The organism is Streptomyces sp. KPB2 (assembly GCF_003950055.1).
In the GTDB taxonomy this organism is placed as follows: domain Bacteria; phylum Actinomycetota; class Actinomycetes; order Streptomycetales; family Streptomycetaceae; genus Streptomyces; species Streptomyces salinarius.
The window spans coordinates 4800884-4826087 of the sequence record NZ_CP034353.1 but is presented as its reverse complement, the minus strand read 5'-3'; the positions used below and the strand labels follow the sequence as shown (position 1 = coordinate 4826087).

The following is a 25204-nucleotide window of genomic DNA, read 5'->3' as shown; positions in this document are numbered from 1 at the left end:
CTCGTTCTTCCGGTAAGTCCGTGAATACCGTGCGTCCTAGCCCGCGTGCCGCTGCGCGAACTCCCACGCGTCCGACACGATGCCCGCGAGGTCCGCGCGGGACGGGTTCCAGCCCAGTTTCTCCCGGGCGGTGTCCGCCGACGCCACCAGGACCGCCGGGTCGCCGCCCCGGCGCGGGGCCACGACCTCGGGGATGGGGTGGCCCGTGACCCGGCGCACCGTCTCGACGACCTCGCGGACGGAGAAGCCGTTGCCGTTGCCGAGGTTGCAGATGAGGTGCTCGCCCGGGGTGGCGGCCGCCACGGCCAGCAGGTGGGCCTCGGCCAGGTCGGCGACGTGGATGTAGTCGCGTACGCAGGTGCCGTCCGGCGTCGGATAGTCGTCGCCGAAGACGGAGATCGCCTCACGCCGGCCCTGCGCCACCTGCAGCACCAGCGGGATCAGGTGCGACTCGGGGTCGTGGCGCTCGCCGTACTCGCCGTACGCGCCCGCGACGTTGAAGTAGCGCAGCGAGACCGCGCCCAGCCCGTGGGCCGCCGCCTCGCCGGTGATCATGTGGTCGACGGCGAGCTTCGAGGCGCCGTAGGGGTTGGTGGGCCTGGTCGGCGCGGTCTCGACGATCGGGACCTGCTCCGGCTCGCCGTAGGTGGCGGCGGTGGAGGAGAAGACGAGCCGCCGCACGCCCGCGCCCCGCATGGCCTCCAGCAGGGCCATGGTGCCGCCGACGTTGTTGTCCCAGTACTTCTCGGGCTTCACGACGGACTCGCCGACCTGCGAGAAGGCGGCGAAGTGCAGCACACCGTCGAACGAGCCGTCCAGCCACTTGGCGGCGTCGCGGATGTCGCCCTCGACGAACGAGGCACCGGCCGGCACGCCCTCGCGGAAGCCGGTCGACAGATTGTCGAGCACGACGACCTCGTGCCCGGCCTCCACCAGATGCTGGGCGACGACGCTGCCGACATAACCGGCCCCGCCCGTCACCAGGTACTTCCCGCTCATGAACTCGCTACCTCTCGCAGTCGCTCGGCCGCGCGCTCCGGGGGCACGTCGTTGATGAACACGCCCATGCCGGACTCGGAGCCCGCGAGGAACTTCAGCTTGCCCGACGTACGGCGAATGGTGAAAAGCTCCAGGTGCAGCGCGAAGTCGTCCCGCGTCACGCCGTCGAACTCCTCCATCTGCCCGAACGGCGCCTGGTGCCAGGCCGCGATGTACGGCGTGGGCGGCTCTCCCTCGCCGAAGATCCGGTCGAAGCGCCTCAAGAGTTCCAGATAGACCTTGGGGAATTCTGTGCGCGCCGCCTCGTCGAGGCCGAGCAGGTCGGGAACCCGCCGCTTCGGGTAGAGGTGCACCTCGTACGGCCAGTGCGCGGAGTACGGCACGAAGGCGGCCCAGTGCTCGCCCTCCAGGACGACCCGCTCACCGGCCAGTTCCTCCTCCAGCACGGCGTCGAACAGGTTCTCCCCGCCGGTCGCGTCCTTGTGGGCGGCGAGTGAACGGAGCATCAGGGCGGTGCGGGGAGTGGTGAACGGGTAGGCGTAGATCTGCCCGTGCGGGTGACCCAGCGTCACTCCGATCTCGGCACCGCGGTTCTCGAAACAGAACACCTGCTCCACGGAGGCCAGATGCGACAGCTCCGAGGTGCGGTCGGTCCAGGCGTCGAGCACGAGCCGGGCCTGGTCCTCGCCGAGGTCGGCGAAGGAGGCGTCGTGGTCGGAGGTGAAGCAGACGACCTCGCAGCGCCCGGAGTCGCCGGCCAGCGAGGGGAACCGGTTCTCGAAGACCACCACGTCGTACGACGAGTCCGGAATCTCGCTCAGCCGCTCCCCGTCCGACGGGCACAGCGGGCACTGGTCGGCCGGCGGATGGTAGGTGCGGCCCTGCCGGTGCGAGGCGACGGCGACCGAGTCGCCGAGCAGCGGATCACGCCGGACCTCGGAGGTGGTGACGGTCCGCTCCAGCGGGCGGCGGTCCACGGCGTCCCGCACGGTGTCGTCCCGCAGGTCGTAGTAGACCAGCTCGCGGCCGTCGGCCAGCCGGGTCGAGGTCTTCTTCACTGCCGCACTCCTCTGCACCCACCCATGACGGTCGCCAGGACACCGTCCATCACCGAACACAATCAAACATAACACGTCACAACCCACCACCCCGGCCGCCGCAGCCCCCGTTCATCACAATCAAACAAAGTTCATCACCAAAAGTGTTCAATTCCTGAACGCGGAGGCGTAGGTTCCGCTGCGGATCAGTTCGCGAACGAAGCGAGTGCTACATGCAAACCCCCACAAGCCCCACATACCTAGCCGCAGAGCTTCGACTCCCCACCAACTGGCTCGACTACACGATCCTCGGGATCTACTTCGTGGTCGTCCTGGGCATCGGCTTCGCCGCCCGGCGGTCGGTCAAGACCAGCCTGGACTTCTTCCTGTCCGGCCGTTCGCTGCCCGCCTGGGTCACCGGCCTCGCCTTCGTCGCCGCCAACCTGGGCGCCACCGAGATCCTCGGCATGGCCGCCAACAGTGCGCAGTACGGCGTCTACACGACCCACTGGTACTGGATCGGCGCCATCCCGGCGATGGTCTTCCTCGGCCTGGTGATGATGCCGTTCTACTACGGCTCGAAGGTCCGCTCGGTCCCGGAGTTCCTGCTCCTGCGCTTCGACAGGGCCTCCCACCTCCTCAGTTCGGCCCTGTTCGCCATCGCCGCCATCCTGATCGCCGGCGTGAACCTCTACGCCCTCGCGATCGTCGTCGAGGCCCTCCTCGGCTGGCCGGAGTGGGTGGCCATCGTGGTGGCCGGCTTCTTCGTCCTGGCGTACATCACCCTGGGCGGCCTGTCCTCGGCGATCTACAACGAGGTCCTCCAGTTCTTCGTGATCCTGGCCGGCCTCATCCCGATCACCATCCTGGGCCTGAAGAAGGTCGGCGGCTGGGACGGCCTGTCCGACTCCCTCTCCAAGTCCCACGGCTCCGACTTCATGACGGCGTGGGGCGGCACGGGCATCGGCAGCGAGAACCCACTGGGCGCCAACTGGCTGACCATCGTCCTGGGCCTCGGCTTCGTCCTCTCCTTCGGCTACTGGACGACGAACTTCGCCGAGGTCCAGCGCGCCCTGTCGGCGAAGAACCTCTCCGCGGCCCAGCGCACGCCGCTGATCGCCGCGTTCCCCAAGATCTTCATCGTCTTCGTCGTCATGATCCCGGGCCTGGTCGCCGCGGTCCTCGTCCCGAAGATCGGCACGCCCGGCTCGGACCTCCAGTACAACGACGCGATCCCGTACCTGATGCAGCAACTGCTGCCCAACGGCGTCCTCGGCATCGCGGTGACGGGCCTGCTGGCGGCCTTCATGGCCGGCATGGCGGCCAACATCTCCTCCTTCAACACCGTCTTCACCACCGACATCTGGGCGAAGTACGTGGTGAAGGACCGCGAGGACGGCTACTACGTGCGCTTCGGCCGCCTGATCACGGTCATCGGCGTCCTGGCCTCGATCGGCACGGCCTTCCTGGCCTCCTCCTTCTCGAACATCATGAGCTACCTCCAGACGCTCTTCTCCTTCTTCAACGTGCCGATGTTCGTGGTCTTCATCATCGGCATGTTCTGGAAGCGGGCGTCCATGAAGTCCGGCTTCTGGGGCCTGATCGCGGGCACCACGGCGGCGATGGTCAACTACTTCGTCATCTACAAGCAGGGCATCATCGACATCCCCTCCGACCAGGGCGCCAACTTCGTCTCCGCGATCGCGGGCTTCGTCGCCGGTGCGGTGGTCATGGTCGCGGTGTCCCTGTTCACCGCGCCGAAGCCCACCGCCGATCTCCAGGGTCTGGTGTACGGCACCACGTCCCCCGGCATGGCGGAGCCGCCGGCCAAGGGCGACGACGCGTGGTACCGGAAGCCGGCGCTGCTGGGCTGGGGGGCGGTCGTCCTGGCCGCCGCCTGCTACATCCCGTTCTCGTTCTGATCGCGGGAGGATTGAGAGAGCATGTCTGATTCCTACTCCGACAAGAACCTGCAGGACGAGGTCTCCGAGCTGGAGACCAAGTCCGTCACCGCCGCGCGGCTGTTCGACATCCGGCGGATCATCGGCGGGCTGTTCGTGATCTACGGCGTCATCGTGACGATCGCGGGTTTCGTGGCGTCCGACGACGAGATCGACAAGGCGCAGGGGGTGAACATCAACCTGTGGACCGGGGTGGGGATGCTGGTCCTCGGTCTCTTCTTCCTGGCCTGGCTGAAACTGCGGCCGACGGCGCCGCCGACGCCGCCGCTGGAGGAGGCCGACGGGGAGAAGTGACGGTGCGCCTGTGACGCCGGGCGGGTGGTCCGGCGTCGGTGCGGGCGCCGGTGCCCGGCGTGGGTGCGGGCGGGGTGGGCCCACCGGCCCGGGGTTGCCGGGTCACCCGGCGGGGGTGCGGGCGGCCCACCGGCCCGGGGTTGTCCGGTCGCCCGGCGTGGGTGTGGGGGCGGGTGGGTCACGCGGCCCGGCGTTGCGGGGTGCCGCTGCGCCCACCCGTGCCGCCCCAGCGGCACGACTGCCCGCAGCTAGGACTGGGAGCCGCGTACGGCGAGGAGGGGGCGGGTCGGGGGGTGTCCGCCCGCAGCGGTTGGCGCGTCAACAGAGTTCACTTCTGTGGCCGACCGATTCCGCGCCGTTCCGAGGACGGACACCCCCCGGCACGCCCCCGACCCACCACGCACCCCAAGGCGCTACGCGCACCCCCACCGAACCCGCACAGGCGCCGCAGGCACCCGCACCGCTCAACCGCCGGAGGCACCCGCCCGGTCCAGCAACCCCGTTCGGGCTGCCAGGGCCGCTGCCTCCAGGCGGGAGCCCACGCCCAGTTTCATCAGGACGCGCTGGACGTGCGTGCGGGCCGTGGACGGGGCGATGCCCATGCCGGCCGCGATCACGCGCGTGTCCTCGCCGTCGGCGACCCGCACCAGTACCTCCACCTCCCGCGGTGTCAGCATCTGCAACAGCCGCTGCCCCTCGTCGTCGGGCTGGGCCGCCGGGTTCAGCAGCTCGCCGAAGGCCCCCTGCAGCAACGCCGGCGCCACCGCCGCCTCCCCGGCCCGCGCCTTCATGATCGCCCGCTCGACGCCCTCTATGCGCTCGTCGTGCCGTACGTACCCCGACGCCCCCGCCGCGAACGCCGCCGCGATCCCGCGCGGGCTCGGCACCGGCCCCAGCACCAGCACCGCCACCTGCGGACGCTCCCGCTTGATCCGCACCACCGGGTCGAAGACCCCCGGCTCGGCCGGTGCCGCGGTCCCCAGCAGGCACACCTCCGGCGCCCGGCTGATCACCAGCTCCGCCGCCCCCGCGGCCGGTGCCGCCGCGGCCAGCACCCGGTGCCCCCGCAGCTTCAGCGCCGAGGCCAGCGCCTCGGCGAGCAATCGGTGCTCGTCGACCACCATGAGCCGTACTCCCATGGAGCAACCCCCCAGTCACCCTGTCCCACCCCGGCATGCCCCCGGCATGTCCCCGGAAGCTACACGCTAGCCCGCCCGCGCGCTGCCCCTACCGGCGAGAACCGCCCCGGAGCGCCGGAATCCCCGGCCCGGCGACGCGACCGGCCCCGCCCCTGGAACAGGGACGGGGCCGAAAAGGTCACCCACGTGACGACGACGGGCGTCAGCCGCTGGTGCCGAACCCGATCGCCAGGTACGCCTTGTCGTCCGTGCTGTCCCGCTCGCTGGCGTACACCTCGGACATGTAGAAGTGCCCGTTGGCGTAAATCAGCTCGGAGTAGTCCGGCGACATGCTGGACTCCACATCCCGCACCGCCTCCGTCGCCGGGTTCTCCAGCAGCGTCGTCTGCTTGAACGAGGAGCCGTCGATGCTGACGATCTGGCCGCCCTTGTCGTACGGCGGGCGCTTGTAGGCGATCACGTTGCCGCCGTCCATGCGCAGCGGGGTGATCGTGTAGTCGTCGCCGGAGTCCGCGCGCTGGCCGGTCTGCTTGCCGGTGGTCAGGTCGAAGGCGACGACCTCGTTGGCCTGGCTGTACGACTCGCCGCTGCCCTCGTGCTCCTCGGTGGCGATGTAGAGCTTGCCGTTGCCGACCGCGAGCCCCTTGCAGCTCTCGGGCTTGGTGATGCTGTCGCAGCGGGCCGCGTACTGGTCGCCGGGCGCCGAGATGCGGTTGAGCAGCTTGCCGGTCTTGTTGTCGATGGAGAAGAAGTCCGAGATGCCGCTGCCGTCACCGGCGGAGTCGCCGACGTCGGCGGCCACGACCAGCGGGTTCGTCGACACGACGCCTGCGTACTCGATGCCCTTGGCCATCTTGTACTCGGAGAGCACCTTCCCGCTCTTGGGGTCGATGGTCTGGATGTTCAGCTGCCGCGCGTCGTACGAGCCGCACTTGCGCACCGCGACCAGCTTCTCGCCGCCGCCGTAACCGGCGTCGTAGCAGGTGTCGGTCGTCTTCGGGGACCAGAGGATGTCGCCCTTGGCGATGTCGAAGGCGACACCGCCGTCCGTGCTGCCCGCGGCGACGGTGTCACCGCTGATGGTGACGTTGTCGAAGGAGATCGGCCCTTCGCCGGCGGTCTTCGTCCACACCTTCTTCCCGGCGTCCAGGTCCAGGACGGCGACCTGGGTGCAGCCGTGGGTGGGCTCCGCCTTGGTCGGCATCTCGGGCTCGTAGACGATCACCGTCTTGTTGTCGTCGGTGACGTGCGGGGTGACGGCGCAGACGGGGCCTTCGAGCTTGATCGTCCACTTCTTGCTGCCCTTGTCGGGGTCGTAGCCGACGACCTCGGCGACCCCGCTCTTGGCGTACACCGTGTCGGTGAGCCAGGAGCCGGAGACGTCGGCGGTGCCGTCGTCCTTGCTCACCGCGGGCATGGGGACCTGGAAGAGCACCTTCGCGGCGGGGTCGGCGGGCGCCTTCTCCTTGGCACCGGAGGCCTTGCCGCCGTCGCCGCCCTTCTGGTCCGTACCGCCGTCGCCGCCACCGTCCTTGCCGCCGGAGCTCGCGGTGTCGTCCTTGCCCCCGTCGTCGGAGGAACCGGCGTACCAGACTCCGCCGCCGATGATCAGCGCGATCGCGACGACGGCCGCGACGATGATCGCGACCTGCGCGTTGATCTTCCGGCCGCCGCCGCCCGGCCCGCCCCCGGACTGGGGCTGCATGGGCATGGTCGGAGGCTGGTAGCCGGGCTGGTAGCCGTAACCGGGCTGCCCCGGCTGGGCGGGCTGCCCCGGCTGGGCGGGCTGCCCCGGCTGACCGTAGGCCGGCGTCGGCTGCCCGTACGGTCCGGGCTGACCCGGCTGACCCGGCTGCTGACCGGGGTAGCCGTACCCCGGCTGGGGCTGCGGCGGCGTCTGCGGGTAGCCGTAGCCCGGCTGCTGCTGGGGCGGCCCCGCGGGCGGGGTCGGCGGGGCGGCGGGGGCCTGCGGCGGGGTCTGCGGAGCGGCCCCGGGCGTCTGCGGGTAGCCGTAGCCTGGCTCGGGCGCCTTGCCCAGGTCGGGTCCGGAGGGCGGCGTGGGCGGCTGCTGCGGCGGCTGGTTCTGCGGCGGGCCGAAGCCGCCGCCCTGTGGGGGCTGGTTGGGCGGCGGGGGCGGCGGCTGGGTCATGACGTGAGCACCTCGGAGAGCGGAGACGACGGGGACGGAACGGGCCGCGCGGGCGCGGCCGGCGAAACGGCGGGAGAAGAGGTCACTTGCCGTAGGCGAGCATCAACTTCTCCTTCGACTCGTCGTTTCCGTTCAGGCGGGTGGTGGAGATGAAGAACCGCCCGTCGACCCAGTCGATGTCCTTGGAGTAGAAGCCGTTCTCGATGTCCGCGACACCCTGCGGGTTCTGCAGCAGCTTGGCCGGCTTGTGGCTGCTGCCGCCGGTCGGGATGGACACGATCTGGCCGCCCGCGTCATAGGACGGCTGGACGTACGCGACGAGCTGGTCGCCCTCGACCTTCATCGGCGTCATCGACTCGTCCGCGGGGGACTTGGTGCGCCACTTCTCCTTGCCGGTGGCGAGGTTGATCGCGACGATCTCGTTGGCACCGCTGGTCGCCTCGGTCGGCAGGTAGAGGGTGTCCCCGGCGACGGTCACGCCCGAGCAGCCCTGGAGGTCGCGCTCCATGATGGCCCAGCCGCACTCGGGGGCGAAGTCCTCGTCGACGCCGACCTGTTCGCGGACCTTGCCCGCCGAGGTGAAGGAGGAGATGTTCCAGACCTTCTTGTCCTCGTTGGTGGCGTAGATGACGAGCGGGTCGACGGAGTACGCGCGGGCGATCCGCCAGCCCTTCTCGTACTTGTAGGTCCACAGGGCCTTGCCGGTCTTGGGGTCGAGGCCCTGGAGCTCGTCGTGCGCGTTGTTGCCGCCGGCGCCGCAGGAGGCGACCTGGACGAGCTTCTTCGCGCTGCCCGCGAACCCGGCGGGGAAGCAGGCGTCGCCGTACTTCTTCTTGTCGTACAGCTTCTTGCCGCTGCGGACGTCGTAGGCGGTGCCGGACTGGGAGCGGCCGACCATCATGACGTCGCCGCTGAGCGTGAGTTCCAGGGAGAGCGTGGAGTCGAACAGGTCGCCCTCGGCGACCTCCTCCGACCAGCCCTTCTCGCCGGTGGCGAGGTCGATCTCCTGGAGCTTGTTGCACTTGGCGCGGTCGCTGGAGCCGCTCATGTAGGCGACGACGATCTTGTCGTCGGCCGTCTTCTCCGGGGTGACCGCGCAGATCTTCTCCGGGAAGGCGACCGGGTCCCAGGTGGGCTTGCCGTCGCCGACGTTGTAGGCGAAGACCTGCTTGTACGCGGCCTTCACCGCGGCCTTGTCGGTGATCCACATGCCGTCGGCGTCGGCGCCGGAACCGGGGGCGTCGGGCGCCTCCTTGTACCAGAGCACCTTGGACTCGCCGGCCTGGCGGCCCTCGTTGAGGTTCTCGGGGTCCTCGCCGCCGTCGCCGCTGCCGTCACCGGGGTTGACCGGGGCGCCGCCCTTGGATCCGGAGGGCTTGGGGTCGTCGCTCTTGCCGGCGACGGGCTTCTTGTCCTTGTCGTCGTCGCCGCCGCTCGCGGTGACGGCCCACACGCTGCCGCCGATGACGAGCAGGGCCGCGACCGCGGCGCCGACGACGAGGGCGGGCTTGCCCTTGAACGGGTTGCGGGACCCGGAGCCGCCGGGCGGCGGGGTGCCGGGCATGCCGGGGTACTGCTGCTGCGGATAGCCGTAGCCGGGCTGCTGGCCGTACGCCCCCGGCTGCTGCGGCTGGGCGTACGGGCCGGAGTTGTACGGTCCGGGCTGCTGGCCGTACGGCCCCGGCTGGGCGGGCTGGCCCGGCTGCTGCGGATAGCCGTAGCCCGGCTGCTGCGGCGGCGGGCCGGGCGGCGGTCCCTGCGGGGGCGGCGGGGTCGGTGCCCCGAAGCCTCCCGGAGGCGGGTCCTGCGGTGCTCCGAAGCCACCCGGCTGCGGCGGCTGATTCGGCGGCTGGCTCATCAGCGCGTTCCCCCTTATTGCTCACTCACTGATTTTTAGCCACGCCCCGGGTCACGCGCTGGCCCCGGAGTCGTCAAAGGCGATCGTTCTCACTGCCTCGGACCGTACTGGGACAGTCCTCGGACGGCCTTTCTATCACCCGCGACCAACCCCCCACCGGGCCGCGTCCGCCCCTGTTCCCAAGGCCGGACCGGCCCGTGATGCCTCCGTTACGCGCCTTCACGCCGCCTTTACACCACCCGCGCGCCCCGCACGCAGCCGGCTCAGGCGTCCTCGGCCAGTTCCAGCCAGCGCATCTCCAGCTCGTCGCGCTGCCCCGCCAGTTCGCGCAGCTCGGCGTCCAGCTCGGCCACCTTCGCGAAGTCCGTGGCGTTCTCGGCGATTTGGGCATGCAGCTTGGTCTCCTTCTCGGAGACCTTGTCCAGCTGCCGCTCGATCTTCTGGAGTTCCTTCTTGGCGGCACGCACGTCGGCGGCGCTCTTCTCGGGCACGGCGGCGGCGGGCTTGGCCGCCACGGCCGGGGCGCTGGAGGCGGCGGCCTCCTCCATGCGCCGGCGCCGCTCCAGGTACTCGTCGATGCCGCGCGGCAGCATGCGCAGCGCGCCGTCACCGAGGAGGGCGAAGACGCGGTCGGTGGTGCGCTCGACGAAGAACCGGTCGTGGGAGATGACGATCATCGAGCCGGGCCAGCCGTCGAGGACGTCCTCCAGCTGGGTCAGGGTCTCGATGTCGAGGTCGTTGGTGGGCTCGTCGAGGAAGAGGACGTTGGGCTCGTCCATCAGCAGCCGCAGCAGCTGCAGCCGCCGCCGCTCACCGCCGGACAGGTCCCCGACCGGCGTCCACTGCTTCTCCTTGCCGAACCCGAAGGTCTCGCACAGCTGCCCGGCGGTCATCTCCCGGCCCTTGCCCAGGTCGACGCGCTCGCGGACGCGCTGCACGGCCTCCAGCACCCGCCAGTTCGGGTCGAGCTCGGCGACCTCCTGCGACAGGTAGGCCAGCTTGACGGTCTTGCCGACCTTCACCTGCCCGCCCGCCGGCTGCCGCTCGCCCTCGCTGCGGGCGGCCTCGGCCATGGCGCGCAGCAGGGAGGTCTTGCCGGCGCCGTTGACACCGACCAGGCCGATGCGGTCGCCGGGGCCGAGCTGCCAGGTGACGTGCTTGAGCAGCACCTTGGGACCGGCCTGGACGGTGACGTCCTCCAGGTCGAACACGGTCTTGCCGAGCCGGGAGGAGGCGAACTTCATCAGCTCGCTGCTGTCCCGGGGCGGCGGCACGTCGGCGATCAGCTCGTTGGCGGCCTCGACGCGGAAGCGGGGCTTGGAGGTGCGCGCGGGCGCGCCGCGCCGCAGCCAGGCCAGCTCCTTGCGGACCAGGTTCTGCCGCTTGGTCTCCTCGGTGGCGGCGATGCGCTCGCGCTCGGCGCGGGCGAAGACGTAGTCGGAGTAGCCGCCCTCGTACTCGTAGACGTCGCCGCGCTGCACGTCCCACATGCGGGTGCAGACCTGGTCGAGGAACCACCGGTCGTGGGTGACGCAGACGAGCGCGGAGCGCCGCTCGCGCAGATGCCGGGCGAGCCAGGCGATGCCCTCGACGTCGAGGTGGTTGGTGGGCTCGTCGAGGACGATCAGGTCCTGTTCCTCGATGAGCAGCTTGGCCAGCGCGATCCGGCGCCGCTCACCGCCGGAGAGCGGCCCGATGACGGTGTCCAGCCCCTGCGGGAACCCCGGCATGTCGAGCCCGCCGAACAGCCCGGTCAGCACGTCCCGGACCTTGGCGTTGCCCGCCCACTCGTGGTCGGCCATGTCGCCGATGACCTCGTGCCGGACGGTGGCGGCGGGGTCGAGGGAGTCGTGCTGGGTGAGCACGCCGAGCCGCAGTCCGCCGGAGTGGGTGACCCGCCCGGTGTCGGGCTCCTCCAGCCTGGCCAGCATCCGGATCATGGTCGTCTTGCCGTCGCCGTTGCGTCCGACGACGCCGATGCGGTCCCCCTCGGAGACGCCGAGGGACACGCCGTCGAGGAGGGCACGGGTGCCGTACACCTTGCTGACGTTCTCGACATTGACCAGATTGACGGCCATTTCTCTCCTGCCTGGGGGATCGCTCGACCCTCCAGGGTAGTCCGGCCGCCGCGGGCCTCAGTCCAGGACGGTCGCCCCCGGCGCCGCCCCGGACGCCGTACGCACGTCCCGGCACGTCCCCGACGCCCGCAGCACGCCCGCGATGTCGGAGGCGGACTTGGCGTCGGTCGCGAGGAAGGCCGTGGTCGGCCCCGAACCCGAGACGACGGCCGCCAGCGCACCCGCCGCCCGGCCCGCCGCGAGGGTGTCGGACAGCTCGGGGAAGAGGGAGAGCGCGGCCGGCTGGAGGTCGTTGGAGACGGCGACGGCGAGCGCGGCCGGGTCGCCCTTGGCGAGGGCGTCGAGCACCGCCTGGTCGGCGACCGGCTCCGGAATGTCCAGGCCCTCCCCCAGCCGGTCGAACTCGCGGAAGACGGCCGGCGTGGACAGCCCCCGGACGGCCAGCGCGAACACCCAGTGGAAGTCGGCCCCCACCTCCAGCTCCGTCAGCCGTTCCCCCCGGCCCGTGCCCAGCGCGGCCCCGCCGACCAGGCTGAACGGCACGTCGCTGCCCAGCTCGGCGCAGATGTCCAGCAGCTCCTCGCGGGAGGCGCCGGTGCCCCACAGCGCGTCGCAGGCCAGCAGCGCACCCGCGCCGTCGGCGCTGCCGCCCGCCATGCCCCCGGCGACGGGGATGTCCTTGGCGATGTGGAGGTGGACGTCGGGGGCGCGGCCGTACCGTTCCGCGAGGGCGAGGGCCGCGCGGGCGGCGAGGTTGGTGCGGTCCAGCGGGACCTGGTCCGCGTCCGGCCCCTCGCAGGTGACGCGGAGCCCGTCGGCGGCCGGGGTCGCGGTGATCTCGTCGTACAGGGAGACGGCGAGGAAGACGTTGGCGAGGTCGTGGAAGCCGTCGGGGCGGGCGGCGCCGACCGCGAGCTGGACGTTGACCTTGGCGGGGACGCGGACCGTCACGCTCACTTGCTCGTCACTCCCTGACTTCCTACTGCTTGTGCTCGGCGATACGCGCGAACTCTTCCACGGTCAGCGCCTCTCCGCGCGCCTGCGGCGACACGCCCGCGCCGACGAGGGCGGCCTCGGCGGCGGCGGCCGACCCCGCCCAGCCGGCCAGCGCGGCCCGCAGGGTCTTGCGGCGCTGGGCGAACGCGGCGTCGACGACGGCGAAGACCTCGGCCTTGGACGCGCTGGTCTTCAGCGGCTCGGTCCGCCGGACGAGTGACACGAGGCCGCTGTCGACGTTGGGCGCGGGCCAGAAGACGTTGCGGCCGATGGACCCGGCCCGCTTCACCTCCGCGTACCAGTTGGCCTTCACCGACGGGACGCCGTACACCTTCGACCCGGGGCCGGCGGCGAGCCGGTCGGCGACCTCGGCCTGCACCATGACGAGGGTCCGCTCGATGCTCGGGAAGGTGTCGAGCATGTGGAGGAGGACGGGCACGGCGACGTTGTAGGGGAGGTTCGCGACCAGCGCGGTCGGGGCGGGGCCCGGCAGCCCGGTCACGTGCATCGCGTCGGAGTGCACGAGCGCGAACCGGTCGGCGCGCTCCGGCATGCGGGCGGCGACCGTGGCGGGCAGGGCGCCGGCGAGTACGTCGTCGATCTCGACGGCGGTGACCCGGTCGGCGGCCTCCAGGAGGGCCAGGGTGAGCGAGCCGAGGCCCGGTCCCACCTCGACCACCACGTCGTCGGGGCGTACCTCGGCGGTGCGGACGATACGGCGGACCGTGTTCGCGTCGATGACGAAGTTCTGGCCGCGCTGCTTGGTGGGGCGTACACCGAGGGCGGCCGCGAGTTCACGGACGTCGGCGGGGCCCAGGAGGGCGTCGGGGGTGGGGCTGCTCACCCCGCAAGGGTAGCCGGGGGCGCGTGGGCCTCCTGCCCGCAGCCGGGCACCGCGGACGGCCCCGCGCCCGCAGCCGGGACGAGAAGCCTGCACCCGCGCGGGCGGAAACCACGGAAAGCCTCGGCCCCCTGCCGGGCTCGCGGGCGGCCTCGCCCACGCAACCGCGCCCCGCGGACGGCCCCAGCCCACAGCCGGGCGCCACGGACGGCCCCGGCCCCGCACCCCGGGCGAGCCCCCGCACCCACGCAGCCGCGCCCCGCGAGTGGCCTCACCCCCGCAGCCGGGCGCCGCAGTGCGGCCAGGCGGCGGTGCCGCTGCGTACGTACAGCTTCTGCGCCCGGTACGTCTGCTCCGCGGCCGACGCGTCCTGGGGGCGGCCCTCGCCGCCGAGGTCGTGCCAGGTGCCGGTGTCGAACTGGTAGAGCCCGCCGTACGTCCCCGACGGGTCGACGGCGTCCGGGCGGCCGCCGGACTCGCAGGCGGCCAGGGCCTGCCAGTTCAGGCTGTCGGCGCCGTGCACGGAGTGCGGCCGGGGCCGGGTGCCGACCCGCACGATCCGCGGGGTGGGCTCGCGCACCACCTCGGTGCGCAGCCGGCGCGGCTTCTGGCGGACGCCGTTGACGGTGCGCAGGGCGTAGGTGGTGCGGCGCAGTCCGGGCCGGCCCGCCTGCTGGACGACCTCGGTGCCCCGGTAGAGGGTGGCGTCCTCGTCCCGTCGCTCGTCGAAGGGGATGGGGTCCTCGCGGACCTCCCGGGACCCGGTGATGCGCAGCACCGTGACGGTCTGCCCGTCGCGCGGGAAGGCGGTCCCCGGGACGGAGGTGGTGTCCTCGCCGCGCAGGGTGACGCCCGCCTCCTCGACGACCTCGCGGACGGTCGCGGCGTTGGTGCGGACGGTGCGGGTCCGGCCGTCCGCCATGACGGTCACCACCCGCTCGGTGCGCACCACCAGGGCGAGACCCTCGCGGCCGATGCGCCGGGAGCCCTCGGTGGACAGGTACGCGCCCTGGGTCCGTACGCCGAGCTCCCGCAGCGCCCCCTCCACCGTCTCCGCGGTCGTCCACACCTGGCGCCGGTGGCCGTCGAGGGTGAGCAGCAGGGGACGCCCGTAGCGGACGGTGATGTCCTCACCGCTGGTCAGCGGGGTACCGCGGGCGGGGGCGATGACGTCGTGGGCGCCCACCCGGACGCCTTCCTCGGCGAGCAGTTCGGTCACGTCGTCGGCGAAGGTGTGCAGGGTGCGCGGGGTGCCGTCGACGGTCAGCTCGACGGCCTTGTCCTTGGCGACGAAGGCGGTGGTGCCGCCCGCGAGGAAGGCCACGACCAGCGCCCGCGGCAGCAGCCTGCGCAGGGAGGTGTCCGCGCGTCCCGTGCACCGGGCCCGCCGCCGGCGCTCGGCGCGCCCGTCGCCCGGCGCGCTCACCGGCCGGCCCTGCGGTGCGGTGCCCTGCCGGGGCACCGCGGGCGCGGGCGGGTACGGGTCGCCGTACCCGTACGGCAGGGTCGGCGCGCTGTGCACGTCGTACGGTGCGGGGTACTCGTGGGCCTCGTAGCCCTCGTACGCGCCGTACGCCTCTGCCGGCTCGAACTGCGTTCTGCTCACGCCCACACGCTCCAGGGTCCCGATCGGGCCCCCAGAACCTAGCGGAGTGCCGGTCACTCTCCCAAGCGGCGCGACTACCCAGCGTGTCAGTAGCCGAAGGCGCGGGCCGTGTTGGCGGCGAGGGCGGTCGCCAGGACGTCCTCGCCGACGCCCCGTACGTCCGCCATGGCACGCACCGTGACCGGCACCAGGTAGGGCGCGTTCGGCCGCCCCCGGTAGGGCACCGGCGTCAGGAACGGCGCGTCGGTCTCCACCAGGACCAGCTCCGCGGGGGCCACGGCGAGGGCGTCGCGCAGGTTCTGGGCGTTCTTGAAGGTGACGTTGCCGGCGAAGGACATGTAGTACCCGGCGCGGGCGCAGACCTCGGCCATCTCGGCGTCACCGGAGTAGCAGTGGAAGACGGTGCGCTCGGGGGCGCCCTCCTCCTTGAGGACGCGCAGGACGTCGGCGTGGGCGTCGCGGTCGTGGATGACGAGGGTCTTGCCGTGCCGCTTGGCGATCTCGATGTGGGCGCGGAAGGAGCGCTCCTGGGCCGCCTTGCCCTCGGGGCCGGTGCGGAAGTAGTCGAGGCCCGTCTCTCCGACGCCCTTGACCTGCGGGAGTGCCGCGAGCCGGTCGATCTCGGCCAGCGCCTCGTCGAGCGCCGCGTCCCCGCCGGGCCGCCGCGCCCCTTGCCGGGACCATCCGTCGGGGTCGCCGTGCACGATGCGCGGCGCCTCGTTCGGGTGCAGGGCGACGGTGGCGTGGACGGCGTCGTGCGCCGCCGCGGTCTCGGCGGCCCAGCGGGATCCGGCGAGGTCGCAGCCGACCTGGACGACGGTCGTGACGCCGACGGACGCGGCCTTGGCGAGCGCCTCGTCCACCGTGCCGGACTGCATGTCGAGGTGGGTGTGCGAGTCGGCGACCGGCACCCGGAGGGGCTCGGGGAGCGGGGGCGCGGCGTCCTTGTCGGACCGGCCCGAGGCGTTCGAAGGCATGCCTCGATCCTACGAAAGCTCCCGCGCGTCCCCGGAAGGCCGGCTAGCTCGCCCTGCGGCGGGGGCGGAGGGCTTGCAGGAGGTCGGTCAGGTGCCACTGCCGGTGCCCGGCGCCGAGCCCCGGCGCCCCCGGCCCGGGCTGCTCGGGCACCTCCGGCGACCGCGGCACGACGGGCACCTCCAGCGGGCCGGCCGGCGGCACCCGGCGGGTCCGGTACGCGGTGCCGCGCACCGAGGCGACCCGCCCCGGGCGCATGATCCGTACGACGTGGTTGCCGCAGGTGGCGCAGGTCGGCCGGGTCAGCGGGGAGGGCACGACGCGGCCGTCCACGACGTAGAGCACGAACTCGCGGCCGTCGGCGTCCGTGTGGTGCTCGATCTCGAACGACTGCTCCCAGCCGTGCCCGCAGCGCATGCAGGCGAAGGAGTACGACTCGTGGACGACGGCGGTGGCACCGGCACGCACTCCGGTCCGCACGGTGCTCTCACTCATGCTCATCCCGGCTCCTTCGGTTCGTTCCGTTCCTTCCTCCAGTGGACTCCTCCACCGGCTGGAAAGCACCAGGTACTGCCGAGTATTTGGGCCGATTTGGGCCGCCCTTGGCGGGAGTCCCCGCAAGGTCAGCGGTGGGTCAAGAGCACGGCACCCAGGGTCAAGCGAAGCCCTTCGAATCCCCGCGTCCTTCTCCGCTTCTTCCTACGCGTTCTTCTCCGCGTCCCTCTCCGCGTTCTTGGCCGCCACGACCGCGTCGAACACCTCCCGCTTGGGCACGCCCGCCTGGGCGGCCACCGCCGCGATGGCCTCCTTGCGCCGCTCCCCCGCCTCCTCGCGCACCCGCACCCGGCGCACCAGTTCCCCGGCGTCGACCTCCTCGGCCCCCTTGTCCGGCGCGCCCTCGACGACGACGGTGATCTCGCCCCGCACCCCTTCGCCGGCCCACTCGGCCAGCTCGCCCAGCCCGCCGCGCCTGACCTCCTCGTACGTCTTGGTCAGCTCCCGGCAGACGGCGGCCCGCCGGTCGGCGCCGAAGACCTCGGCCATGGCGGCGAGGGTGTCGTCGAGGCGGTGCGGGGCCTCGAAGTAGACGAGCGTCCGGCGCTCCTCGGCGACCTCGCGCAGCCGGGTCAGCCGCTCGCCGGCCTTGCGGGGCAGGAAGCCCTCGAAGCAGAACCGGTCGACCGGCAGCCCCGACAGGGCGAGCGCGGTCAGTACGGCGGACGGGCCGGGGACGGCGGTGACGCGCACCCCGCGCTCGACGGCGGCGGCGACCAGCCGGTACCCGGGGTCGGACACGGACGGCATCCCGGCGTCGGTGACCAGCAGCACCCGCGCCCCGCCGGCCAGCTCCTCCACCAGCTCGGGCGTACGGGCGGACTCGTTGCCCTCGAAGTACGACACGACACGCCCCGCGGGGGCGACGCCGAGCGCCTGGGTGAGCCGGCGCAGCCGCCGGGTGTCCTCGGCGGCGACGACGTCCGCACCGGCCAGTTCGGCGGCGAGCCGGGGCGGGGCGTCCTGGACGTCGCCGATGGGAGTGCCCGCGAGTACAAGGGTTCCAGTCACCTCCCCATCCTCCCAGTTCCCCCGGCCGCTCCTCCCGGAAGGGGAACGTATCCGCGCCCGGGAGGCCCATGCGCGGGACGCGCACAGCACGGTTCCCTACGATGGCGCGGTGACCAGTACCGCGTCCTCCACGGACACCCGGCAGGGCCAGGCCCCGCACGACGAGCGGCCCACCTGGCAGCAGCGGCTGCGCCGCTTCGGCTACCCGGCGGGGGCCGCGGCCGACGACGTCCGCGACCGGCTGGTGCCGCCGTACACGAGCCCGAGTCCGCGCCTGTGGGCGTTCCTGGGCCTGTCGAAGCCGCTCGCCGAGCGGATCGTCCGCTGGTCGGCGTGGGGCGGCCCGCTGCTGGTGGCGCTGCTCGCGGGGGTGCTGCGGTTCTGGAACCTGGGCAGCCCGAAGGCGGTGATATTCGACGAGACGTACTACGCCAAGGACGCGTGGGCGCTCATCCACCGCGGTTTCGAGGTCAACTGGGACAAGAACGCCAACGACCTGATCCTGAACTCGGGCGGCGACGTCCTGATCCCGACCGACGCGGCCTACGTCGTGCACCCGCCGGTCGGCAAGTACGTCATCGGCCTCGGCGAGCTGCTGTTCGGCTTCGACCCGTTCGGCTGGCGCTTCATGACGGCGCTGCTCGGCACCCTGTCGGTGCTGCTGCTGTGCCGGATCGGGCGGCGGCTGTTCCGCTCGACGTTCCTCGGCTGCCTGGCGGGCGCCCTGATGGCGCTGGACGGCCTGCACTTCGTGATGAGCCGCACCGCGCTGCTGGACAGCGTGCTGATGTTCTTCGTGCTGGCCGCCTTCGGCTGCCTGGTCGTCGACCGCGACAGAGCCCGCGCCCGACTCGCCGCCGCGCTCCCGGTGGACGAGGACGGCCGCGTCCGCCCGGACGCCCACGTCGCGGAGACCCTCCGCCTCGGGTGGCGCCCCTGGCGTCTGGCGGCGGGCCTGATGCTGGGCCTGGCGGCGGCCACCAAGTGGAACGGCCTGTACATCATGGCGGCCTTCTGCGTGATGGCCGTCCTGTGGGACGTGGGCTCCCGCCGCGTAGCGGGCGCCCACCACCCCTACCGCGCAGTACTGCGCCACGACCTGGGCTGGGCCTTCCTCTCCACCGTCCCGGTGGCCCTGGCGACGTACCTGCTCTCCTGGCTCGGCTGGATCCTCTCCCCCTCCGACGGCACCGGCGGCTACTACCGCGACTGGGCCGCGAAGGACGGCGCGAACAGCTCCTGGTCGTGGCTCTTCCCCGACTGGTGGCGCAGCCTGTGGCACTACGAGACGCAGGTCCTCGAATTCCACACCCACCTGACCTCGCCGCACACGTACCAGTCGAACCCGTGGAGCTGGATCGTCCTGGGCCGTCCGGTCTCCTACTTCTACGAGTCACCCTCGGCGGGCTCGGACGGCTGCCCGGTCGACGCGGGCGAGAAGTGCGCCCGCGAGGTCCTGGCCCTGGGCACGCCGCTCCTGTGGTGGGTGGGCTGCTTCGCCCTGCTGTACGTCCTGTGGCGCTGGTTCTTCCGCCGGGACTGGCGCGCGGGCGCGATCGCCTGCGGCGTCGCGGCCGGCTACCTCCCCTGGTTCCTGTACCAGGAGCGCACGATCTTCATCTTCTACGCCGTCGTCTTCGTCCCGTTCCTGTGTCTGGCGGTGGCGATGCTCCTGGGGGCGATCATCGGCCGCCCGGGCTGCACGGACACCCGCCGGGTGGCGGGCGCGACCGGAGCGGGCGTCCTGGTGCTGCTCATCGCGTGGAACTTCATCTACTTCTGGCCCCTGTACACGGGCACGGCGATCCCGATGGAGGAGTGGAGAGCGCGGATGTGGCTGGACACGTGGGTCTAGCCGGGCGGGGCCGCCCGGGCCGGCTCGGTCAGGCGGCCGGCGGGGTCCACCGGCCGACTGCCCGCTGCCGCTTCGCGTAGGACCAGGTCACCGCGGTCATCAGCGCGGGGACGGCGAACAGCGGGGCGTAGGCGAGTCCCCAGACGATCCGTGCCGTACCGCCCGCGAGGTACGTCTGACTCTCGGCGGTGAAGACGACCACGAGCTGCCACAGTGCCACCAGGACCAGCACCGCGGAGGCGGTCCAGGCCAGCCGGGTCAGCGTCCCGGGGCGCAGCGGACGCCACCGGTCGCCGACGAGCAGCAGCGGGAGCAGCGCGGCCAGCTCGGTGAGGACGGAGAGGCCGACGACGTAGGCGATGCCCCATCCCGGGATGCCGTAGACGTCGCGCAGCACCTGGTCGCTGTAGCCCACGTAGACGCCGGCCGCCATGGCGACGCGCCACAGACCGGACGGGACGGCGCACAGGGCGATGGCGTGTGCGGCGCGACGAGCCCAGACGGGCGCGGGGGCGAGCGCGGGGGCGGAGAGAGGGGTGGTCGCTGTCGTCATGGCGTCCATGCTGGTTCCGGACCCGGCACCCGCGCTTCGTCCGCTGCGGCGGACCGTCTCCGCCGTGCGGGTGAGGAGGCCCCCACCAAAAGGACACCCGGTCTCCTTTAGGCCACCAATCGGAAACAGCCGTACCGCCTGTCACCCCCTGCGCATAGAGTGCCCCTACAAGTACTTCTGAACGCGTTCAAGAAGGCGGGCGGAAGGTCCGACGGGGAGGGGACTGCCGATGGGCAGGGGGGTCAAGGTCGCCGTCATAGGCGGGGTGTTCGCCGTGATGGTGGGGGGTGCCGGGTACGGCGCCTACAACGTGGTGTCGGCGCTGAACGGGGACGGGGGATCGTCCGGGTCGGAGACCAAGAGCGGGCCGCCGGGCAAGGACGAGGTCGCGGAGACCAGCGAGAAGTTCTTCACGGCCTGGGAGAAGGGCGACGCGACGACCGCCGCGTCGTACACGAACAACGCCTCCGTCGCCGGGACCCTGCTGACCGCCTACGGCGAGGACGCGCACATCACCGGCGTCGAGATCACGCCGGGCACGGCGGCCGGCACCTCCGTGCCGTTCACCGTGAAGGCGAAGGTGTCCTACGAGGGGACGACCAAGCCGATCGGCTACAGGAGCACGCTGACCGTGGTGCGCGGGGAGACCACCGGGCGGGCGCTGGTGGACTGGAAGCCGTCCGTGGTCCACCCGGACCTGAAGGACGGGGACACCCTGGTCACCGCGGAGTCGGCGACCCCGCAGATCCAGGCCGTCGGACGGAACGGCACCGTGCTGAGCAAGGAGAAGTACCCCTCGCTCGGGCCGGTCCTCGCCAAACTCCGGGAGAAGTACGGCGACAAGGCCGGCGGCACCCCCGGCGTCGAGCTGGCGGTCCGGCACACGGCCACGCAGGCGCCGGACACCCCGCTGCTGACGCTGACCGAGGGCAAGCCCGGCAAGCTCAGGACAACGCTCAGCGCGAGCGTGCAGGCGGCGGCCGAGAAGGCGGTGAAGCGGTACGACAAGTCCTCCGTGGTCGCCGTGAAGCCGAGCACCGGAGAAGTGCTGGCCGTGGCGAACAACCGCGCGGACGGGTTCAACGCGGCCTTCCAGGGCACCGTCGCACCCGGCTCCACCATGAAGATCATCACCGCCGCCATGCTCATCGACAACGGCGTGACCGACATGAACGGCCCGGCGCCCTGCCCGCAGACGGCGGTCTGGAAGAGCCAGACCTTCCACAACCTCACCAACATGAAGCCCAACGAGAGCGCCACCCTCGCCAACACCTTCATGCGCTCCTGCAACACCGGCTTCATCAAGCTCATCGACGAGGTCACCGACTCCTCGCTCACCGAGGAGGCCCAGGAGCGCTTCGGGCTCGGTCAGGACAACTGGCAGACGGGCATCGCCTCGTTCGACGGCAGCGTCCCCGCCTCCCCGGGGCCGGACCGCGCGGCCAACGCGATCGGGCAGGGCAAGGTCCAGATGAACCCGCTGAACATGGCCTCGGTCACCGCGACCGCCATCACCGGCGAGTTCCACCAGCCCTACCTGGTGCCGTTCGACCTGGACGGCCGGAAGCCGGCCACCGCCAAGGGGCTGCCGAAGAGCACCGCGTCCCAGCTCAAGCAGATGATGCGGCTCACCGCCACCCAAGGCACCGCCGTGAACGCCATGTCCGGGCTCCGCGGCGACATCGGCGCCAAGACCGGGTCGGCCGAGGTCGACGGGCACGAGGTCTCGGACTCCTGGTTCACCGCCTTCCGCGACGACGTCGCGGCGGCGGCCATGGTCCAGGGGGGCGGCCACGGCGGCGACGCGGCGGGGCCGATCGTCGCAGACGTGCTCCGAGTGGGCGGCTGACGCGGACCCGTGGCCACGGGTGGCCCTACTGTGGTCGCCGTTGCCGGAACCGGCACCCCAGGCACGCACGTCACTGAAGACACCGTAGTCGTCGAGGCACCGAGGAACGGGACACCGTGGGCAGCAGAAGGGCCGCCGCCGAGCGGCGCAGGACGAAACCCGCCGTGATCGGCAGCGTGGCCGCGGTGGTCGTGGCCGGTGCCGGCTTCGGTGCCTACGCGGTGTACGGCGGCGACGCGGGCGGCGAGGACACCGCACGGACGAAGTCGGCGGCGGCCGCCGAGAAGGTGAAGTCGGGTCCGCTGACGGCGGCCGAGGTCACCTCGACCGCCCAGCGGTTCCTGACCGCCTGGCAGAAGGGCGACGTGGCCGGGGCGGCCGCCGCGACCGACGACGCCGGGGCCGCGAAGGCCCTGCTCACCGGGTATGCCAAGGACGCCCACGTCAAGGACGCCACGTTCACCGCGGGCACCCCGGCCGGGGCGAAGGTCCCGTTCTCCGTGAAGGCCACCGTCGCCTACGAGAAGACGTCCGAACCGCTGGCGTACGACAGCGCGCTGACCGTCGTACGCCGGGCCGGCGACGGCGAACCCCGCGTCGACTGGCACGCCTCCGTCGTCCACCCGGAGCTGCGGGACGGCGACAGGCTGGTCACCGGCAAGGCCGGTGATCCGCCGGTGAAGGCGCTGGACCGGGACGGCGGGGAGATCACCGCCGCCGAGTACCCGTCCCTCGGCACCGTCCTGGACGGCCTGCGCGACAAGTACGGCAAGAAGGCCGGCGGCACCCCGGGCATCGAACTGCGCGTGGTGCGCGGCGAGAAGGCCGGTGACGGGAAGGGCGCGAAGGGGTCCGGGGCCGGCGAGGTCGCCGACAAGACGCTGCTGGAGCTGAGCAAGGGCACGCCCGGCACGCTGAGGACGACGCTCGATCCCGCTCTCCAGGCCGCCGCCGAGCAGCAGGTGGACGGCAAGAAGGGGGCGTCGGTCGTGCTGATGCGCGCCTCCACCGGCGAGATCCTCGCGGTCGCCAACGGCGGGCACGGCTTCAACACCGCCTTCCTGGGCTCGCTCGCCCCCGGCTCCACCATGAAGGTCGTCACCGCCTCGATGCTGCTCGAGAAGGACCTGGCGTCGGTGAACGAGAAGCACCCGTGCCCCAAGTACTTCACCTACGGCGGCTGGAAGTTCCAGAACGACGACAAGTTCGAGATCAAGGACGGCACCTTCAAGGCGAGCTTCGCCCGTTCCTGCAACACCGCCTTCATCAGCCAGGCCCCCGAGTTGAAGGACGACGACCTGACCCGGCAGGCCAAGGAGGTCTTCGGCCTGTCCATGAACAACTGGTCGGTCGGCGTGTCCACCTTCGACGGCCGGGTGCCGGTGCAGAGCAAGGCCCAGATGGCGGCCTCCCTCATCGGTCAGGGCGGCGTGCGGATGAACCCCCTGAACATGGCGTCGGTGTCGGCGACCGTGAAGTCGGGCAGCTTCCACCAGCCGTACCTGGTCGCCCCGTCGGTCGACGGGCGCAAGCTCGCCACCGCCTCGCGCACGATGTCGGGCAGCACCCTCGCCGCCCTGCGTGAGCTGATGTCCTACACGGCGGCGTACGGCACCGCGGCGGAGGCGATGGCCGGGGTGAGCGGGGACGTCGGCGCCAAGACCGGGTCGGCGGAGGTCGACGGGCAGGAGAAGCCCAACGGGTGGTTCACGGCGTACCGGGGCGACCTCGCCGCGGCGGGCGTGGTCCAGCAGGGCGGGCACGGCGGCGACACGGCCGGACCCATCGTCGCGGCGCTTCTGAAGGCGGGCGGCTGACGCGCCCGGAGTTCAGTGGGCCACCGGCTGGGCGGCGGGGGCCGCCTGGTGGGTGCGGCGCAGGAAGCGGATGAGCGCCTTGTTCTCGAACTGGACCACCGAGCAGCCCTGCGGCGAGTGGAACTCGACCACGGCCTGCACCCGTCCGCACGGCCACACCCGCACCTCGCCACTCCCGGCGGGCGCGCGCAGGCCCTGCTCCAGCAGCGCGCGGGGAAAGGTCCACTCGCGGGAGCGGGACGCCCGGCCGTCCCTCCCGGGCAGGGCGACGCACACCAGCGAGGGGTCGAGCTCGGGGTCGTAGCGCAGCACGACGGGTATCGCTCCGCCGTCGTCCTGGTCGGGGCGGTCCGCGTCCGTCAGGATGTGGGCTCGTGCGTACTGTTCGACTACGGACATGGGGTCGCCCCTTACGCTCTGCCACCTGTGATGAAGCTGTGGTTCCACCCCCACTCCAATGTCCCATATTTCCCGGCTCACGCCCCGATGAGCCGAATATCACATGTGAGGTCAGCCTTTACCTCGCTCTTGCGAACGAGTTGCAACTGGTCTCTATCATCGAACCGTGCATGTACCTGACGGATTCATCAACGCCCCGACCTCCGCCGTGACCGGGGTCGTCGCCGCCGGCGCCATCGCGGTCAGCCTGCGCGGCGCGCGCCGCGAGCTGGACGAGCGGACGGCGCCCCTGGCGGGGCTGGTCGCGGCGTTCATCTTCGCGGTGCAGATGCTGAACTTCCCGGTCGCCGCCGGGACCAGCGGACATCTGCTCGGCGGCGCGCTCGCGGCCATCCTGGTCGGGCCCTTCACGGGCGTGTTGTGCGTCTCCGTCGTCCTGCTCATGCAGGGCATCCTCTTCGCCGACGGCGGCCTGACCGCGCTCGGCGTCAACATCACCGACATGGCGATCGTCACCACGGTCGTCGCCTACGCCCTCTTCCGGGGCCTGGTGAAGGTCCTGCCGCGCACCCGGCGCTCGGTCACCGTCGCCTCCTTCGTCGCCGCGCTCGTCTCCGTCCCGGCCGCCGCCCTCGCCTTCACGGTCCTGTACTGGATCGGCGGCACCACGGACGTCGCCATCGGCAAGGTCGCCACCGCGATGATCGGCGTCCACGTGCTGATCGGCATCGGCGAGGCCGTGATCACCGCGCTGACCGTCGGCGCCGTCATCGCCGTACGCCCGGACCTGGTGTACGGAGCGCGCGGGCTCCAGCAGCGGCTGAAGCTGCGGGTGAACGGCGAGCTGGTCGACGCCCCCGGCGCCTCGGGCCCGGAACCCGCGCCCGTGCCCGTCGCCGCCCGCTCGCACCGCAAGGTGTGGATCACCGGCCTCGTCGCCTCCCTGGTCCTCGCCGGCTTCGTCAGCTTCTACGCCTCCGCCAACCCGGACGGCCTGGAGAAGGTCGCCGCCGACAAGGGCATCGACGAGAAGGCGAAGGAGCACGCCAGCGCCGACTCGCCGCTCGCCGACTACGGCGTCAAGGACATCTCCGACGCCCGGATCTCCGGCGGCCTCGCGGGCGTGATCGGCGTCGGCGTCACCGTCGTCGCGGGCAGCGCCGTCTTCTGGTCGGTGCGCAGGCGCCGCAGCGACGACGCCTCCCCGGCCAGTACGGAAACGAACGTCTGAC

General features: G+C 72.0%; 20 protein-coding genes. 6 read left to right on the top strand and 14 right to left on the bottom strand.

Going from position 1 to position 25204, the window contains the following annotated elements:
• Positions 1-36: 36 nt before the first annotated feature.
• Together galE and galT are read right to left on the bottom strand one after the other, a co-directional pair.
• Entirely contained in the window at positions 37-999 is a 963-nt protein-coding gene (gene galE, locus D1J63_RS21745; RefSeq protein WP_125630975.1) for a UDP-glucose 4-epimerase GalE, read from the bottom strand.
• On the bottom strand, positions 996-2057 hold the full coding sequence (galT, locus tag D1J63_RS21740; RefSeq protein WP_125630973.1) for a galactose-1-phosphate uridylyltransferase: 1062 nt from the start codon (positions 2055-2057) through the stop codon (positions 996-998). The genes galE and galT overlap by 4 nt, the downstream gene beginning before the upstream one ends.
• Positions 2058-2269: 212 nt before the next feature.
• Here galT and D1J63_RS21735 point away from each other — a divergent pair, with 212 nt between their 5' ends.
• Together D1J63_RS21735 and D1J63_RS21730 are read left to right on the top strand one after the other, a co-directional pair.
• Positions 2270-3958, top strand: coding sequence for a sodium:solute symporter family protein (locus D1J63_RS21735; RefSeq protein ID WP_125630971.1), 1689 nt, complete (start codon positions 2270-2272; stop codon positions 3956-3958).
• A gap of 21 nt (positions 3959-3979) precedes the next feature.
• Entirely contained in the window at positions 3980-4291 is a 312-nt protein-coding gene (locus D1J63_RS21730) for a hypothetical protein (protein WP_125630969.1), read from the top strand.
• 464 nt (positions 4292-4755) lie between these two features.
• Here D1J63_RS21730 and D1J63_RS21725 read toward each other — a convergent pair whose 3' ends face one another.
• The 10 genes from D1J63_RS21725 to rsmI form a co-directional block, all read right to left on the bottom strand.
• A complete protein-coding gene (locus D1J63_RS21725) occupies positions 4756-5430 on the bottom strand; it encodes a response regulator transcription factor (RefSeq protein ID WP_102932016.1) in 675 nt (224 codons plus the stop codon).
• Positions 5431-5632: 202 nt separating this feature from the next.
• A complete protein-coding gene (locus D1J63_RS21720; RefSeq protein WP_206436780.1) occupies positions 5633-7579 on the bottom strand; it encodes a PQQ-binding-like beta-propeller repeat protein in 1947 nt (648 codons plus the stop codon).
• Between the two features lie 82 nt (positions 7580-7661).
• The gene (locus D1J63_RS21715) at positions 7662-9437 is read right to left on the bottom strand and encodes a PQQ-binding-like beta-propeller repeat protein (RefSeq protein WP_125630967.1); all 1776 of its coding nucleotides are present in this window, start codon (positions 9435-9437) and stop codon (positions 7662-7664) included.
• A gap of 263 nt (positions 9438-9700) precedes the next feature.
• The gene (locus tag D1J63_RS21710; protein WP_125630965.1) at positions 9701-11515 is read right to left on the bottom strand and encodes an ABC-F family ATP-binding cassette domain-containing protein; all 1815 of its coding nucleotides are present in this window, start codon (positions 11513-11515) and stop codon (positions 9701-9703) included.
• Positions 11516-11572: 57 nt separating this feature from the next.
• Positions 11573-12472 (bottom strand): 4-(cytidine 5'-diphospho)-2-C-methyl-D-erythritol kinase, encoded by a 900-nt coding sequence (locus D1J63_RS21705; RefSeq protein WP_125630963.1) that lies wholly within the window; start codon positions 12470-12472, stop codon positions 11573-11575.
• A gap of 22 nt (positions 12473-12494) precedes the next feature.
• Positions 12495-13355, bottom strand: a complete 861-nt coding sequence (gene rsmA, locus D1J63_RS21700; protein ID WP_125630961.1) for a 16S rRNA (adenine(1518)-N(6)/adenine(1519)-N(6))-dimethyltransferase RsmA — start codon at positions 13353-13355, stop codon at positions 12495-12497.
• A 268-nt stretch (positions 13356-13623) separates the two neighbouring features.
• Entirely contained in the window at positions 13624-14958 is a 1335-nt protein-coding gene (locus D1J63_RS21695; RefSeq protein WP_125630959.1) for a resuscitation-promoting factor, read from the bottom strand.
• A gap of 86 nt (positions 14959-15044) precedes the next feature.
• A complete protein-coding gene (locus tag D1J63_RS21690; RefSeq protein ID WP_125630957.1) occupies positions 15045-15935 on the bottom strand; it encodes a TatD family hydrolase in 891 nt (296 codons plus the stop codon).
• 43 nt (positions 15936-15978) lie between these two features.
• Entirely contained in the window at positions 15979-16434 is a 456-nt protein-coding gene (locus tag D1J63_RS21685) for a hypothetical protein (RefSeq protein ID WP_125630955.1), read from the bottom strand.
• A gap of 198 nt (positions 16435-16632) precedes the next feature.
• Entirely contained in the window at positions 16633-17499 is an 867-nt protein-coding gene (gene rsmI, locus D1J63_RS21680) for a 16S rRNA (cytidine(1402)-2'-O)-methyltransferase (RefSeq protein WP_125630952.1), read from the bottom strand.
• A 109-nt stretch (positions 17500-17608) separates the two neighbouring features.
• Here rsmI and D1J63_RS21675 point away from each other — a divergent pair, with 109 nt between their 5' ends.
• A complete protein-coding gene (locus D1J63_RS21675) occupies positions 17609-19354 on the top strand; it encodes a phospholipid carrier-dependent glycosyltransferase (protein WP_125630950.1) in 1746 nt (581 codons plus the stop codon).
• 28 nt (positions 19355-19382) lie between these two features.
• On the opposite strand, the gene D1J63_RS21670 is transcribed toward D1J63_RS21675, so the two are convergent.
• Complete coding sequence (locus D1J63_RS21670) at positions 19383-19916, bottom strand: hypothetical protein (RefSeq protein ID WP_125630948.1); 534 nt, start codon at positions 19914-19916, stop codon at positions 19383-19385.
• Between the two features lie 220 nt (positions 19917-20136).
• Between D1J63_RS21670 and D1J63_RS21665 the strand changes: the two genes are divergently transcribed.
• Together D1J63_RS21665 and D1J63_RS21660 are read left to right on the top strand one after the other, a co-directional pair.
• Positions 20137-21756, top strand: a complete 1620-nt coding sequence (locus tag D1J63_RS21665) for a penicillin-binding transpeptidase domain-containing protein (RefSeq protein ID WP_125630946.1) — start codon at positions 20137-20139, stop codon at positions 21754-21756.
• A gap of 116 nt (positions 21757-21872) precedes the next feature.
• Complete coding sequence (locus tag D1J63_RS21660; protein ID WP_164712914.1) at positions 21873-23573, top strand: penicillin-binding transpeptidase domain-containing protein; 1701 nt, start codon at positions 21873-21875, stop codon at positions 23571-23573.
• A 12-nt stretch (positions 23574-23585) separates the two neighbouring features.
• On the opposite strand, the gene D1J63_RS21655 is transcribed toward D1J63_RS21660, so the two are convergent.
• Entirely contained in the window at positions 23586-23972 is a 387-nt protein-coding gene (locus D1J63_RS21655; protein ID WP_125630944.1) for an SsgA family sporulation/cell division regulator, read from the bottom strand.
• 166 nt (positions 23973-24138) lie between these two features.
• Here D1J63_RS21655 and D1J63_RS21650 point away from each other — a divergent pair, with 166 nt between their 5' ends.
• Positions 24139-25203 carry an energy-coupling factor ABC transporter permease gene (locus D1J63_RS21650; RefSeq protein WP_125630942.1) on the top strand — a complete coding sequence of 355 codons (1065 nt, stop codon included), beginning with the start codon at positions 24139-24141 and terminating at the stop codon, positions 25201-25203.
• The last annotated feature ends 1 nt before the right edge of the window (position 25204 follow it).